The 14,172-nt window shown below is 70.1% G+C and carries 12 protein-coding genes and 1 pseudogene; 9 read left to right on the forward strand and 4 right to left on the reverse strand.

Going from position 1 to position 14,172, the window contains the following annotated elements; translation table 11 throughout:
• Window positions 1–219 precede the first annotated feature (219 nt).
• The 4 genes from E1266_RS09110 to E1266_RS09125 all read left to right on the forward strand — a co-directional run bounded on the left by E1266_RS09110 (window position 220) and on the right by E1266_RS09125 (window position 3,546).
• Entirely contained in the window at window positions 220–1,122 is a 903-nt protein-coding gene (locus E1266_RS09110) for an ABC transporter ATP-binding protein (RefSeq protein ID WP_132045747.1), read from the forward strand.
• Window positions 1,119–2,192 (forward strand): ABC transporter permease, encoded by a 1,074-nt coding sequence (locus E1266_RS09115; protein ID WP_132045749.1) that lies wholly within the window; start codon window positions 1,119–1,121, stop codon window positions 2,190–2,192. The genes E1266_RS09110 and E1266_RS09115 overlap by 4 nt, the downstream gene beginning before the upstream one ends.
• A gap of 119 nt (window positions 2,193–2,311) precedes the next feature.
• Entirely contained in the window at window positions 2,312–2,542 is a 231-nt protein-coding gene (locus tag E1266_RS39340; protein ID WP_132045751.1) for a hypothetical protein, read from the forward strand.
• 257 nt (window positions 2,543–2,799) lie between these two features.
• Window positions 2,800–3,546: a peroxide stress protein YaaA gene (locus E1266_RS09125; protein ID WP_132045753.1), complete on the forward strand. Its 747-nt coding sequence runs from the start codon at window positions 2,800–2,802 to the stop codon at window positions 3,544–3,546.
• 30 nt (window positions 3,547–3,576) lie between these two features.
• Here the strand turns inward: E1266_RS09125 and E1266_RS09130 are convergent, their stop codons facing one another.
• The 4 genes from E1266_RS09130 to E1266_RS09145 form a co-directional block, all read right to left on the reverse strand.
• Window positions 3,577–4,599, reverse strand: a complete 1,023-nt coding sequence (locus E1266_RS09130; protein ID WP_132045755.1) for a hypothetical protein — start codon at window positions 4,597–4,599, stop codon at window positions 3,577–3,579.
• Between the two features lie 164 nt (window positions 4,600–4,763).
• Window positions 4,764–6,452, reverse strand: a complete 1,689-nt coding sequence (locus E1266_RS09135; RefSeq protein ID WP_132045757.1) for an RNA polymerase sigma factor — start codon at window positions 6,450–6,452, stop codon at window positions 4,764–4,766.
• A gap of 251 nt (window positions 6,453–6,703) precedes the next feature.
• Entirely contained in the window at window positions 6,704–8,839 is a 2,136-nt protein-coding gene (locus tag E1266_RS09140) for a SpoIIE family protein phosphatase (RefSeq protein ID WP_132045758.1), read from the reverse strand.
• A 376-nt stretch (window positions 8,840–9,215) separates the two neighbouring features.
• The gene (locus tag E1266_RS09145; protein WP_132045760.1) at window positions 9,216–9,794 is read right to left on the reverse strand and encodes an HhH-GPD-type base excision DNA repair protein; all 579 of its coding nucleotides are present in this window, start codon (window positions 9,792–9,794) and stop codon (window positions 9,216–9,218) included.
• A gap of 94 nt (window positions 9,795–9,888) precedes the next feature.
• Here E1266_RS09145 and E1266_RS09150 point away from each other — a divergent pair, with 94 nt between their 5' ends.
• The 5 genes and pseudogenes from E1266_RS09150 to E1266_RS09170 form a co-directional block, all read left to right on the forward strand.
• Complete coding sequence (locus E1266_RS09150; RefSeq protein ID WP_207945511.1) at window positions 9,889–10,593, forward strand: molybdopterin-dependent oxidoreductase; 705 nt, start codon at window positions 9,889–9,891, stop codon at window positions 10,591–10,593.
• Entirely contained in the window at window positions 10,580–11,374 is a 795-nt protein-coding gene (locus E1266_RS09155; RefSeq protein WP_132045763.1) for a cytochrome b/b6 domain-containing protein, read from the forward strand. Before E1266_RS09150 ends, E1266_RS09155 begins: the two co-directional genes overlap by 14 nt.
• Before the next feature lie 125 nt (window positions 11,375–11,499).
• Window positions 11,500–11,748, forward strand: coding sequence for a hypothetical protein (locus tag E1266_RS09160; protein ID WP_132045765.1), 249 nt, complete (start codon window positions 11,500–11,502; stop codon window positions 11,746–11,748).
• A 149-nt stretch (window positions 11,749–11,897) separates the two neighbouring features.
• Window positions 11,898–13,433 carry a hypothetical protein gene (locus tag E1266_RS09165; protein WP_165965996.1) on the forward strand — a complete coding sequence of 512 codons (1,536 nt, stop codon included), beginning with the start codon at window positions 11,898–11,900 and terminating at the stop codon, window positions 13,431–13,433.
• A 100-nt stretch (window positions 13,434–13,533) separates the two neighbouring features.
• Window positions 13,534–14,172 (forward strand): annotated as a pseudogene (locus E1266_RS09170) (SseB family protein); the annotation flags it as partial.

Consider the following 14,172-nt stretch of genomic DNA (forward strand, 5'->3'; position numbering starts at 1 on the left):
TGTGCTCCTCGGGGGTAGGACGGTCGGCAGAAGGTTACCCCCGGCCGCCGACAATCCACCTGGAGGCTCGCCGCCACCGGCGCTGTGGCACGCCGGCACGGCGGACCCGGTCGACTGGCCAGGCTACCCGGCGCGGGCCCCGGCGCTCCGACTTCTAGACCTGAAGGTCCACCTTTGGGTGGGTGTGCTCCGTCTCGGCGCGCACCTATCGTCCTCCGCATGGCGCAAACGATCGAGGTCACAGGGCTACGCAAGCGATACGGGGACGTCCGGGCCGTGGACGGGGTGACGTTCGCCGTCGAGGAGGGCGAGTTCTTCGGCATCCTCGGCCCGAACGGCGCGGGGAAGACGACCGCACTGGAGATCATCGAGGGCCTGCGGGAGGCAGACGAGGGGCAGGTGTCGGTGCTCGGCATGTCGCCGTGGCCGCGCAACCCCGGGCTGCTGCCCCGGATCGGGGTCCAGCTGCAGTCGTCGTCGTTCTTCGAGCGGCTGACGACGCGCGAGCAGCTCCGGACGTTCGGCTCGCTGTACGGCGTCCCCGCCGGGAAGAGCGACGCGATGCTGGAGCTGGTCGGGCTGGACGGGAAGGCAGACGTCCCGGTCGAGAAGCTCTCGGGCGGGCAGGCGCAGCGCCTGTCCATCGCCTGCGCGCTCGTGCACGACCCGGAGATCGTGTTCCTGGACGAGCCCACCGCCGCCCTGGACCCGCAGGCCCGCCGCAACCTCTGGGACGTCCTGCGGGAGATCAACACGGGGGGCCGCACGGTCGTCCTGACCACGCACTACATGGACGAGGCGGAGATCCTCTGCGACCGCGTGGCCATCATGGACGCCGGCCGGATCCTGCGGCTCGGCCCGCCGGCCGTACTGGTCCGCGGCCTGGACGCCCCGGCCAGGATCAGCGTGGCCAGCGGCGTCCTCACGGCGGAGGACGCGCGGCTCCTCCCTGGAGCGGACGAGACCAGCGACGACGGCGTCTCGCTGACCATCTCCACCCGCGACCCATCGGCGGTGGTCGCGGCCATGGCGGCCAAGGACGCGCTCGACGGGGTCCAGATCCGCGGCGCCACGCTTGAGGACGTCTTCCTAGAGGTCACCGGACGGGAGTACAGGGCATGAGCGCGTACCAGAGCTTCAAGAGCCTTTCCCGTGCGATGTACCTCGGTTTCCGGCGGGACAGGTCCGCGCTGTTCTTCACCGTCCTGTTCCCTCTGATGTTCCTGGTCATCTTCGGCGGGATCTTCAGCGGCCAGTCCACGCCCAAGGTGGAGGTGCTGAAGATCGGCCAGGCGCCGGTGCTGGAGCAGGCGCTCGCCCAGGGCGGCGACGAGCTCGGCAAGGTCCTCACGGTCACTGCGGCGTCCGACCGCGCCGACGCGCTCCGCCAGGTGGAGAAGGGCGATGCGGCGGGCGCCGTGGAGCAGCGCGGCAACCGCCTCGTTGTGCACTACTCCGCGGCCGAACAGGTCACGGCCGGGACGGTGCGCGGGCTGATGAACTCGATCATCCAGGCGGCGAACCAGGCCGCCACCGGTCAGCCGCCCGCCTACACGCTCGCCACCCAGCAGGTGGAGGACGACTCACTCAAGGCCATCCAGTTCTTCACCCCCGGCCTGCTGGGCTGGGCCCTGGCCTCGGCGGCCGTTTTCGGCGCGTCCCAGACGCTCGTGACATGGCGGACCAAGGGACTCCTGCGCCGCCTCCAGCTCTCCCCTGCCCCGATACCCACCGTGTTCGCCGCGCGCGTCGCAGTCAGTCTCGCCATCGCCCTCGTGCAGTTCGCGCTGTTCGTGCTGGTGGCGCGGCTCCCGATGTTCGGGCTGCAGCTTGAGGGCGCCTGGTGGATGGCCATACCGCTGCTGACCGCGGGTGTGCTCGCCTTCCTGTCGATAGGCATGCTCGTGGGGGCGTGGGCGAAGACCCAGGAGACGGCCAACGCGGTGACGCAGCTGATCGTCTTGCCCATGGCGTTCCTGGGCGGTTCGTTCTTCCCCTTGGAACAGGCCCCGGGCTGGATGCAGACGATGTCCCACATCTTCCCGCTGCGCTACCTGAACGAAGGGATGCTCAATGTGATGAGCCGCGGTCTCGGGCCGGGGTCCGTCCTCCCCCAGATCGGCATCCTGCTGGGCGTCGCGGTGGCCGGTTCACTGATCGCCGTACGCCTGTTCAGATGGGAGGCGCATTGATGTGACCTCGATCACTAATTGGCCCATTCTGCTGTGGGCGTACGAACAAGCAGGTTGGGAACGTTCACGTCGGGTTAGATGTTCTCCTAAGTACCGACCCCGAGCATGAGGAAGGTGCCGTGACTGGAGCCCTTGCCCCAACCAAGCCGCTGACCGTCGCCGACCGATGCGACCGCTGCGGCGCCCAGGCCTACGTCCGTGCGGTCCTTGTAGGCGGCGGCGACCTTCTGTTCTGCGCCCACCACGGTCGCAAGTACGCAGAGGCTCTCCGTTCCAACGGGGCCGACATTCAGGACGAGACAGACCGGCTGACCGAAACATCGGCCACCGCTACAGCCGAAGAGCGGTAGATCCCCATATAGCAGGAGCCATGAACGGCGGCCATCGGAGACGGTGGCCGCCGTTCGCCATTCCGGATAACTCCAGCGAGTCACGATGTGGGCACTCTCTGCTTACAATCCGTGACGGGGATCACGCATTCCACGCGACTCTCACTCCGAAGTGACATTCTTCACCCGGGGATGATGGTCGTTGACCTGCGCAAGTACCGGTCACCTCGGCTGCGCCCGTACCACCGTCCTGGAACACCACTGCCCTCGGGAGGATCGTGCACATCCTGCTGCCGCCGTCGGAGAAGAAGGCCGCCGATGGGGACGGCCCTCCCGTGGACCTGGCGTCACTGAGCTTCCCGGGCCTCAACCCGCTGCGTGAGCGCCTTCTGGGGGCGCTGAGCGACGTGAGCCGGCGCGCCGGCGCGCCGAGCATCCTCAAGCTGCCGGCGGGGCAGGCCGAGGAGGCGCTGGCCCGCAACAGGGCGCTGCGCGAGTCCGCAACGCTGCCGGTCGCGCGGCTGTACACCGGCGTCCTCTACGACAACCTGGACCTCTCCGACCTCGATGCCGCGTCCGCCGCCGAGCAGGTCGTCGTCTTCTCGGGCCTGTGGGGAGCGCTGAGGCTCACCGACCGCGTCCCGGCATACCGGCTGGCCATGGCGGTGTCCCTGCCCGCTGCGGGCCGCCTGGGCGCGCTGTGGCGCCCGGCGATGCGGGAGGCGCTGCGGCTCGACGACGGCGGCCTGATCGTCGACATGCGCTCCGGGCCGTACGCGTCCGTCTGGAAGGCGCCCCGGCCGGCGGTGGCCGTGCGGGTGTTCCGGGAACGGGTCGTCGGCGGCGAGACGCAGCGGACCGTGGTGAGCCACATGGCGAAGGCGACCCGCGGGCGGATCGCGCACGACCTGCTCAAGGCGGGCGCGGCACCGCGCACCCCCGACGAGCTGCTGAAGGCCGTCGCCGACCTCGGGCACACCGCGGAACTGGACGGCACGAACCTCGACGTCATCCTGAACGACTGAACGGGGGCTCCCAGCCCCGCCCCGCAGAACTCAGGCCGTGCCGACGTTCAGGTGCCGGCATGCCTTGACGAACTGGTTCACCTCGTCGCCTCCCAGGTACGTCCAGGGAAGGCTGCTCGGCCGCCCCCACGTCCGGAGCAGATGCTGCCGTGCCAGACGCCGCGCGTCGGCGAGATGGAACGCGGCACCGAAGAGGTTGTGCGCCTCGATCGTCCGGGGATGGAGACGGTGCCCTTCGAACCAGCCACGTGCGGCGGCCTCCACCTCCCGGCGCTCCTCCGGGGAGAACCACGAGGACGCGCCTCGGATCACGCCCGAACGCTCCTGCACGAAGTACTCGAAGTAGGCGAGCGGGATCAGCGCGGCCCTGGGGTCCTCACGGGGGGCCATGCCCGCGGCCGTTCGGGCGAAGCCGAACATCTCGTCCGTCATGCCTCCCCACTGGGGGGACAGGCTCACCACCCGCGCCACATGCGCCCCGTAAAGGGTGGGGCACCGCCCGCTCGCCTGCAGCCACAGCGCGTCCTTCTCCTCCCGGTCGAGGCCGAGGCCCAGCGCGTACCAGAGCATCGCCTCCCACGGGACGGGGTCGTCCGGCCACAACGACGCCGCCCGCATCAGCGGTTCGCGAGCGGACTGCATCGACTTCGTGTACGTGGTGTAACTCTTCGCCTGCACGGCCCGCGCACGCGCCTCCGGACGGATCCGCCACGCCTCCTCCACCCTCGTCCGGCCGAGCCACAGCCAGAGGTCGGGATTGGTCGGATCCTCGGCGACGAGCGCCTCGACGTCCCGGCTGAAGCCCACCGCGGCCCTCGACAACGCCTCGACACGGACCGACCGCACCTCCGGGTCGACGCGGCTCACGGCGAGCGCGTGCGCTCCGACGCGCAGGCGGCGGTCCCGGACGGCGTCGACCGCCCAGTCCAGATGAGGATCACGCCACGGGTGGCCGCCCAGCACCCGCAGCTGACGTGCACGGACCAAGGAGGCCCCCACCCCGCTCTGCTCCACCGAACGTCCAGGGGCCCGGTCGAGCTCTGTCAATCCCATGGCGTGACAATAGGAAGACGCAAGACGGCGCACGCTACCGCGATGTTAAAAGGCCGTTACACGGCGGCGACCGGCGCACGGGGGACGCGCCGGTAGGAGAGTGTCCGCGGACACGGTAAGGGCCCCGTCCCGGTCCGGGACGAGGCCCCCCGCTAAGACTCCGGTCAGTCGAGGTAGTCGCGCAGCACCTGGGACCGGGACGGGTGACGCAGCTTCGACATGGTCTTGGACTCGATCTGGCGGATGCGCTCGCGCGTCACCCCGTAGACCTTGCCGATCTCGTCCAGCGTCTTCGGCTGGCCGTCGGTGAGACCGAACCGCATCGATACCACGCCCGCCTCACGCTCGCTGAGCGTGTCCAGGACGGAGTGGAGCTGCTCCTGGAGGAGGGTGAAGCTGACCGCGTCCGCCGGGACGATGGCCTCGGAGTCCTCGATGAGGTCGCCGAACTCGCTGTCGCCGTCCTCGCCCAGCGGGGTGTGCAGCGAGATCGGCTCGCGGCCGTACTTCTGGACCTCGACGACCTTCTCCGGGGTCATGTCGAGTTCCTTGGCCAGCTCCTCCGGGGTGGGCTCGCGGCCCAGGTCCTGGAGCATCTGCCGCTGCACGCGCGCCAGCTTGTTGATGACCTCGACCATGTGCACCGGGATGCGGATGGTGCGGGCCTGGTCTGCCATCGCGCGGGTGATCGCCTGCCGGATCCACCAGGTGGCGTACGTGGAGAACTTGTAGCCCTTGGTGTAGTCGAACTTCTCGACCGCGCGGATCAGGCCCAGGTTGCCCTCCTGGATCAGGTCCAGGAACAGCATCCCGCGCCCGGTGTAGCGCTTGGCCAGCGAGACGACCAGCCGGAGGTTGGCCTCCAGCAGGTGGTTCTTGGCGCGGCGGCCGTCCTCGGCGATCCACTCGAAGTCCTCGGTGTCCTCGGGGGACATCGCGGGGCCGTCGGCGGCGAGCCGCTCCTCGGCGAAGAGGCCCGCCTCGATGCGCTTGGCGAGCTCCACCTCCTGCTCGGCGTTCAGCAGCGGGACCTTGCCGATCTGCTTGAGGTAGTCCTTGACGGGGTCGGCGGTGGCGCCGGCCGCGGCGATCTGCTGCGCGGGCGCGTCCTCGTCGTCGTCGCCGAGGGTGAAGCCCTCCTCCTCGGAGGTCGGGGTGCCCTCGGCGGCCTGCTTGCCGGCGGGGACGGCCTTGGCCGCGGGCGCGGCCGGGGCCTCCTCCTCGGCCTCGGGCGCCTCCTCGACCTCGGGGGCCGCGGCGTCCTCGAGCTCGACGTCGAGGACCGCCAGGTCCTCGTCGAGCTCGACGTCGACCTCGTCCTCGACCTCGGGGTCGTCGGCCGCCTTCTTGACGGACTTGACGGGCTTGACCGGCGCCGCCGGGCCCGCGGCCTTCTTCGCGGGCGCGGCCTTCTTGGCCTTGGCGCTCTTGGCGGGCGCGGCCTTCTTCGGCGCGGCGGGCTTGGCGGCCGGGCGCGGCGCGGCGGCGGCCTCCTCCGGGACGACCTCGGGAGCCGCGGAAGGGGCCGCGTCGTCGCCGACGACGGCGGTCACCGTGTCGGGCTGCTCCTTGGCCGCCGCAGCGGTCCTGGGCCTGCGCGCCGGCGGCGTCCCGCGCTTGCGCGGACGCTTGGGCGCCGCGGAGTCGGCAGCGCTCACCATGACGGTCACACCCTCCTTGCTGAGGCTCCGCAGAATGCTGGAGGCCTTCGACACGGGGATGTCGGCCTCCTCGAACGTACGGCGTACGTCGTCGGCTTCGAGGTAACCCTGGGACCGTCCACGCTCGATCAGTTGCGCGATGACGTGATCGTGCAGATCTGACGCTTTCGAGGTCGAGCTAGCAGGCGACACAAATACCTCTCGAACGAACGTGTGGCTTGGTTGACCCAAGTGCCCTGACGGGCCCGGCCTCACACTGGGTGGGACCACACACAGAGCGGACCTCCCGGTGCGGGACCGCAGCGTACCCGCTCTCGCTGGGTCAAGCATTCTGGCACTGCTGCGCATTCCGCCTGTGAAGTCCTACCCCGTAACTCTCCACCTTAGAGGGCGCGGGATGGTCCTTCGTACGTGCCGGGCCGTCTTCACGCGGCCGGCGGCCTTCACACGGGTTCTGGCGGGACGTGCAGGGCAAGCACGGTCACATCGTCTACCTGCTCGTAGCCGGCAAGCATCCGATCGACCAGGAAGTCGACGAGTCTCTCGGGATCTCCTACCACTTCAGGTGGGGCGTCCGCCGCGACGGCGACGAGCTCCTCCAGCCCGGCGTCCACCCCACGCCTACGGTTCTCCACAAGTCCATCGGAATAGAACACCACAGTGTTGCCGGTCTCGATGGAAAAACTTGTCTGCTGTCGCTGGCTCGGCCAGCCGAGGGGCGTCCCCGGCTCGACCGTGCTGACGCGCGCGGGCGTGTCCGGCGAGATCAGGAGGGGTGGCGGGTGCCCTGCGTTGCTGAACGCCCCCTGCCCGGTCTCCGGGTCGATGACCGCGTACGCGACCGTGGTGAACTGCTCCTCGTCCTCGGTGGCGCTGAACAGCCGGTCCAGGCCGGCCAGGACCGCGGCGGGGCGCGGATCGTTCAGCGCGAGGGCGCGCAGGGCGTTGCGGACGCGGCCCATTCCGGCCGCCGCGAGGACGCCCTTGCCCATGACGTCCCCAGCGGCCACGGCGAGCCTGTCGTCGGGCAGCCGGAACACGTCGTACCAGTCACCGCCGACCTGGACGTGCCGCGTAGCCGGGTTGTAGCGGGCCGCCAGCACCATGCCCGGCAGCTGCGGAAGGTCGCTCGGCAGGAGGCTGCGCTGGAGTTCCTCCGCGGTCCGGTGCTCGCGCTCGAGCAGCAGCGCCCGTTCGACCGCCAGGGCGCACTGCCCGGCGAGCGCTTCCAGGAAGACCCGTTCCTCTTCGGTGATCTCCCTAGGGCGGGTGAACGAGAAACGGAGCGCGCCGATGGGAGCGCCGGCCGCCAGTAGCGGCAGGCCAACCCAGGCACGCTCTTCGGTGTGCTGGGCGAACAGGTCCTTCTCGCCGTGGCCGAGCTGCAGGCGCAGGCTGTCGGGATGCTCGGCCAGGAACGGCCGGCTCTCACGCACCGCGACCGACATCACGGTTTGGTCACTGACCTTGATCTCGTCCCGGGAGACGGGACCGGTCTCGCCGTCCGCGCCCTGCTGGGACGGCGCCACCACGCTGAGGCGGAGCTTGTCGTCGTCCAGCAGCGCCACGGCGGAGTAGTCGGCGCCGATGGCCGACCGCCCCACCTCGGTGATGACCTGGACGACCTGGGACACGGTCAGGGCCTCGGCCAGCATCGAGGTGGCCTGCTGGAGGCGCGCCGTGCGCAGCGCCGCCGCCGACAGCTGCTCGGTCAGCCGGCCGCGCATCTCCTCGGCCTCGCGCTGGCCGGTGACGTCGGTGTTGGCGCCGACCCATTCGATCACCGCGTCGCCCTGCCAGATGGGCACGGCCCGCACGTCGAAGTGCCGGAAGGTTCCGCTCTTGGTGCGGATCCGGTAGTTGGTCTCGAAGACCCGGTTCTCCTGGACGCAGTCGCGCCACGCGGCCTCGATCCGCGGCCGGTCCTCGGGATGGACCACCGCCAGCCAGCCGCCCTCCGCGTAGTCGTCCGGCGCCTGCCCGGTGATCGCGCGCCATTCGGGCGCGTCGTCGATCACGCCGCCCGCCGGGGCGGCGACCCACACGACCTGGGCGCTGGCCTCCACGAGCGAGCGGTAACGCTGCTCCTTGCGGCGGATGACCTCCTCGGCCCTGCGGCGCTCCGTGACGTCCTGCGCGGTCAGGACGACGCCGACGGGCTCACCGTCGGCGTCCTTGGCCGGCAGCCACGTGCAGGCCAGAATCCGCTCATCGCCCTCTGGGGCCACGCCCGTGGCCTCCTCGGGCGCCGCGTCCTGGGCGGCCGGAACGACCAGATCGGAGTCGTTCAGCGAGCGGTCCTCGGCGATCACCTTGCGGAGGGCCGTCTCGAACGCCGTCGCCAACGCCCCGGGCAGCGCCTCGGACGGCCTGCGCTCCTGCAGATCGCGCACCGGAACCCCCAGGAGCTCGGCCAGTGCGTCGTTGGCGCGGCGGCAGCGCAGCTCACGGTCGAAGAACGCGAGCCCGCCCGGGGCCTCCGTCAGCAATGTCGCGTACAGCGCGGCGTCCGACGCATCCATGGGCCGCCCCTCCACCCCAGAGACCCGAGGATGGGGAACGGACGTCTCGGTGCTCATGGACAACACCTCCGCCCCAGAGGGTCCCGTACCGCGCGGCAAGTTTTCATCACTATGAGTGAATGGGAGCAGGCTAGCGCTCCCGCCTCCATCACAACACCGGTCGAAGTCAGGTACTCATCATCCCGATGGTTCGCCGAGTACGGAACCCCTGCTGAACATCCTCGTTCCCTTCGGTCCCAGACGAACGCGTCGGTTTCGGACACCGTGCCGGAGGGCGCGAAGACGGCCCGCCGGAGACGGCGAGTAGGAGATGTTACGGCTCCCGCACACGACAGGGCGTCAACCCGAGGGTGTTCGGGAGTGTTGGCGGGCGCCGGCTCACTGGAGCGGTGCCGAAACCGCCGTTATGCCACCGTCTCGGTCCGGGGTGAGGCTACTTGGACGATTTGGTTCCCTTTTGCTCTGCCTTAAAGGCCCGGACCTTGGCCAGGGACTCGGGGCCGGTTATATCGGCCACGGAGCGGTGGGAGCCTTCTTCGCCGTACGCCCCGGCGGCCTCGCGCCAGCCCTCAGGACGGACTCCGTACTGCTTGCCCAGGAGGGCCAGGAAGATCTGTGCCTTCTGCTTGCCGAAGCCGGGGAGGGCGTGGAGGCGCTTGAACAGATCCTTGCCGCTGTCTGCGTCCAGCCAGATCTTCTCTGCGTTCCCGTCGTAGTTCTCTACTAGGAACTGGCACAGCTGCTGGATGCGCTTGGCCATCGAACCCGGGTAGCGGTGGACGGCGGGCTTCTCCGACAGCAGTGCCGCGAACCGTTCCGGATCGCGGGCGGCTATCTCGTGCGCGTCCAGGTCGTCGGAACCGAGCCGCTGGGCGATGGTGTACGGACCGGAGAACGCCCATTCCATGGGGACCTGCTGGTCCAGGAGCATGCCGACCAGCACGGCCAGCGGGCTGCGTCCGAGCAGGTCGTCGGCTTCCGGACGCTGGGCGAGTTGAACCTTCGTGGCCATGCGCCCAGCTTAGGGCCGGCCCAGATCTGTCCGAAGTCTTACGGGAATGACGGAAACCTGGCGAGGCGCAGGCCGCGGTGTTCGAATGAAAGGCGTGAACGAGGAGGACCGAACAGAAGGCAGTCCCGTCGGACGGCGGGTGGTGCTCGGGATGCTCGGCCTCGGCGCGGCGGGGGTCGCCGTGGGAGCGTCCGTCCAGGACGGCGTGAGTCGCGCCTTGGCGCCGGTGGGGCCGATCGGTGATGTCCTGCCCGCCGCCGGCGGATTCCGCTACTACTCCGTGACCGGGAGGGTGAAGCGGCGCAGCGCCGCCACGCACCGCGTGACCGTCGGCGGTCTCGTCGACAAGCCCCAGGCGTTCGGCATGGCCGACCTGGCACGGTTCCCGCAAACGGTGCTGGAGCGGGACTTCCAGTGCGTGACGGGCTGGCGCGTTCCTGACGTGGAGTGGGTCGGGGTCGTGCTGGCCGATCTGCTCGACGCGGTCGGAGTGTCGCCGAAGGCCCGTGCCGTGCAGTTCACGTCCTTCGACGGCGTCTACACCGAGTCGCTGACGCTGGAACAGGCGCGCCGCCGGGACGTCCTTGTCGCAACGCAGATGGAAGGCAAGCCGGTCACGCACGATCACGGTGGGCCCACGCGGCTCTACGTGGCGCCCATGTACGGCTACAAGTCGCTGAAGTGGCTCAAGGGCATCAAGCTGACCGAGGAGCTCATCCCCGGCTACTGGGAGGGCCTGGGATACGACCAGCACGCGTGGGTCGGGAAGTCGAACGGGCGTGACGATGTCCCCACCTGACCTGCCCCCACCTGACCTGCCCCCACCTGACCCGCGTAGGCACAGCGCCGTTTCGGACGGTCGGGTCCTGCTGGAGCGGTTCACCGGGGCCGAGCGCCTGATCCACCACGTGACCGCGCTGTGGATGCTCGTCTGCCTGGTGACCGCGGCGTTGTTGTACCTGCCGACGCTGTCGACGCTGGTGGGGCATCGGGAGCTGGTCAAGACCCTCCACGTGTGGTTCGGGTTCTCGCTGCCCGCGCCGATCGTGCTCGGTCTGATGTCGCGCGCCTTCAGGGCGGACCTCCGGCGGTTCAACAGGTTCACGCCGCACGACTGGCAGTGGCTGAGGAGCGGCGACCGCAGGGTCGTGCGGTACGGGCGTGGAATCTTTCCCGTGGGCAAGTTCAACGCGGGCCAGAAGCTGAACGCCGCGTTCACCGCGGGCGCGATCCTCGTCATGCTCGGCACGGGCGAGATCATGACCTTCCCCGGCCCTTGGGGAGACAGGTGGCGGACGGGCGCGACGTTCGTCCACGACTGGCTCTTCCTCGCCATCGCCGTGGTGACGGCGGGGCACCTGTGGCAGGCGTTCCGGGACCGGGGCGCGTTGCAGGGGATGCTGACCGGACGCGTTGACCCCGACTGGGCGGCCCGCCACCACGCGGACTGGGCGGAGGCCGTCCGCAAATCGTCTGGCGATGTGCCAAGTTCGCAGGTCGGAAGGGTGGACGGGGATTCGGACGAGCCCTCTCCAGGGGGCGGTCCAGAATTTGCCAAACGACCTCCCGGTATGTCTTGACTCTCCCGGCAAAAGCGCTGGAATGGGGAATCGAGACGGGACGAGATGGGTCGGCCCGTACACGCTCCCGTCTCGGCCGGCGGCGTCCCCGTCCGCCGGAACCCCGTGCGCGGAGGTGTGCGCAGATGCCTGCACTGGCCGATCACCGGCGCGAGACCCGCGACGCACTCACACAGCGGCTCAGCGACGAGTTCACGACTTTCCCCCGGGACGCGGTACACCGGTGCGTGGCCGACGTCCAAGCGTGCATGGCGCACCTGGGGCTCGATGCCACGCCCGCCAGAGTCGAGCGGATGGCGCGTGAGCAGCTCACCGGAATCCTGAAGTCGGAGCCGCCGTCCGGGCGCGCCCCGGCGGAAGGAGGCGACGGCTGACAGGTTCCGGACTTCGGCGTCCTGGCCACCGGCCTCGCAGGATCTGAGAGGCTAGGAGGGTGAGTCCCCGCAGCCGCCACCGCTCCTCCGGGGACCCGGGCCGGGACGGATCGACGCCCCCGGACGAGGTCTCGACGATTTTCGACGGCATGCTGCGGCATGCCCGCGAGCTGCTGGCGGTGCGCAGCCCCCTGGACGCCGAGCTCATCGTCAGCGAGATCCTCGGCTCCTGGTGGGGGCATCGCTTACCGGACGGGGACGTCGAGGAGGTCATCGGCGAGGCCCTCGTCGACTACGCGTGCGCGGCCGGGACTCCGGCCGCGCTGGCTTTGCTCACGGGCATGGCCTACATGGGCACCCCCAGGCAGGCGGCCAAGGCCGAGCGCGCGGCACTGGAGCTGATGGAGCGCGGCGTGGCCAGGCCGGGATGGGCCGACCATGTGGGGATGGTCGCCCCGGAGGGCTGCTACGTGTCCAGGGACGTCTTCGGCGACCAGGACTCCGTCATCTGCACCTACAGCTACGGCGGAACCGACAGGCACGCCCTGGTCGTCCTGGTCGATCGCAACAAGGCGGGTGCCGTCCAGCCGAAGGGCGACGCGTTCGCCCCTGCCGGAACCGGACGTCCGCCGGCGAGCGGGATGGTCAGGGACGCGTGGGTCTCGTCCCGGGTCGACAAGCTCCTCGACCACTGCCGCCGCGAAGGGCGCGACAACCCGCTGATGAGGTTCGAGCAGCTCGACCCGCGCGACACCAAGGCGCTGCTGTGGAGCGCCCTGGATCTCACTGACGGAACCGATGATCCGCCGGTGAACGAGAACTTCGGCACCTATCACGCCTTCGTCCGGGCGCGGGTGGACATCCTGCCGCCCGGCGGGCGCCTCCCCCAGCCGCCGGTGTACGGACCGGACAGGCGCGCGACGATCGCCGCGCGGTTCCTCGCCTCGGACGAGGCAGAAGGACTGTCGGACCGCTCGGCCGCCAGCCGGTGCGCCGACCTCATCATCGACTACGGCTGCGCCCACGACTTCGGACGGCCGCTCCGCGTCAGTCCCGTCAAGAGCGAGATGTTCCTCCTCGACTGGCTGCCGAGAAAGGTTCTGCTGTCCCCGGCGGAACAGGAAGCGGTCCCTCACGTCCTGGGCGCGTGGATCCGGTGGGCGGGCAAGCGCACGGGGCTCCCCGAAGAGGGCATCAGGGCGACGCTGGACGCCCTCTGGGACGCCACCGCGAAGTTCGCCGAGGCCTACCGCGACCCGTCCGCCTTCGGCCTCGACCGCGCCCTCGTCGACCGCCTGCTCCCCGACGGTGACCTGGAGGCACTGCCCCGGCGGGCGTTCGCCCTGCCGTTCCTGTCGGGGACCCACCGGCGGTCCGGGCGGCACGGAGTGATCGACCTGTCGACCCTGGATCCGGCCGACCCCGACGACCGCCGCGTCATCCTGGAGTTCGAGCATCCGGGCGCCGGCGAAGAGCACATCGAGGCCCACGAACGCCTCACAGAGCGACTGTGGAACGGGGAGCCTCCCCAGCTGTGGGAGACCGCCCAGGCGCTCCTTGACGTCGGCTACGAGCGGCATGAGATCCTGCACCGGCTCATGGACGTCCTCGACCTTCGCGGGGACGATCCGGAGGGCCTCCGCGAAGCACTGCGTGTCCTACGTCACGAACCTCCGCCCGAGTGAACTCCTGGTTTGCGCGCGGCGTCCCCGGCGACAATCATCGGGTCTCGGGCGTGGTCTCGCGGGGGGCACGGGGACCGGCCCCCGGTCGTAGGGAGTGATCTTGTTGGAGTGGTCCGAGTTCGCCCGGCGGCTGGGACGTGAGCTGGCCGGGCTCGAACGGGACACCATCCTCATCGTGCGCGAGCGCGATGAGAGCCGCCACTACGTCCAGGCGATGCGCGAACCCGACCGGCTCTACGCCGAGGCCGTCAGCAACAACTTCCTCGAAGGGCCGCTGCTGCTCACGCTGGCCGACGAGGAGGTCATGAGCGAGGCGGGCTGGCGCCCGCCCGCCGACCCCGCACCGCGCAACTGGTGGACGGAGCTGCCGGAGTTCGGCACGCCCGGCGGGATGCTTGCGGTCACCGAGGGGGACTTCTCCAGGCTGGCCGACGTGATGGTCACCGCGCTGCGCGACGTCCAGGGCGTCCGGCGGCCCTCCGACCTGGTGTACGAGTCGTTCCACCGGCACGGCACCGGCCTGATCGAACTGCTCGACTTCGGCATCGACGTCGCCGACCCCGTGCGGGTGAAGGAGCGCCGCTCCTCGTCCGGCACCGCCGCCGGGGCGCCCGGCGCCGTCCCCGCCGGTCCGGTGACCGCCCTGCCCCGGCTTGCCGTTGCCGGCCTTGCGGTGCGGGCGCCGGTGGTAGTCCAGCAGGCTCGCGGTGTTGGAGTCGACGACCAGGACGACGTCGCC

Source organism: Actinomadura sp. 7K534 (assembly GCF_004348575.1).
Taxonomy (GTDB): domain Bacteria; phylum Actinomycetota; class Actinomycetes; order Streptosporangiales; family Streptosporangiaceae; genus Spirillospora; species Spirillospora livida.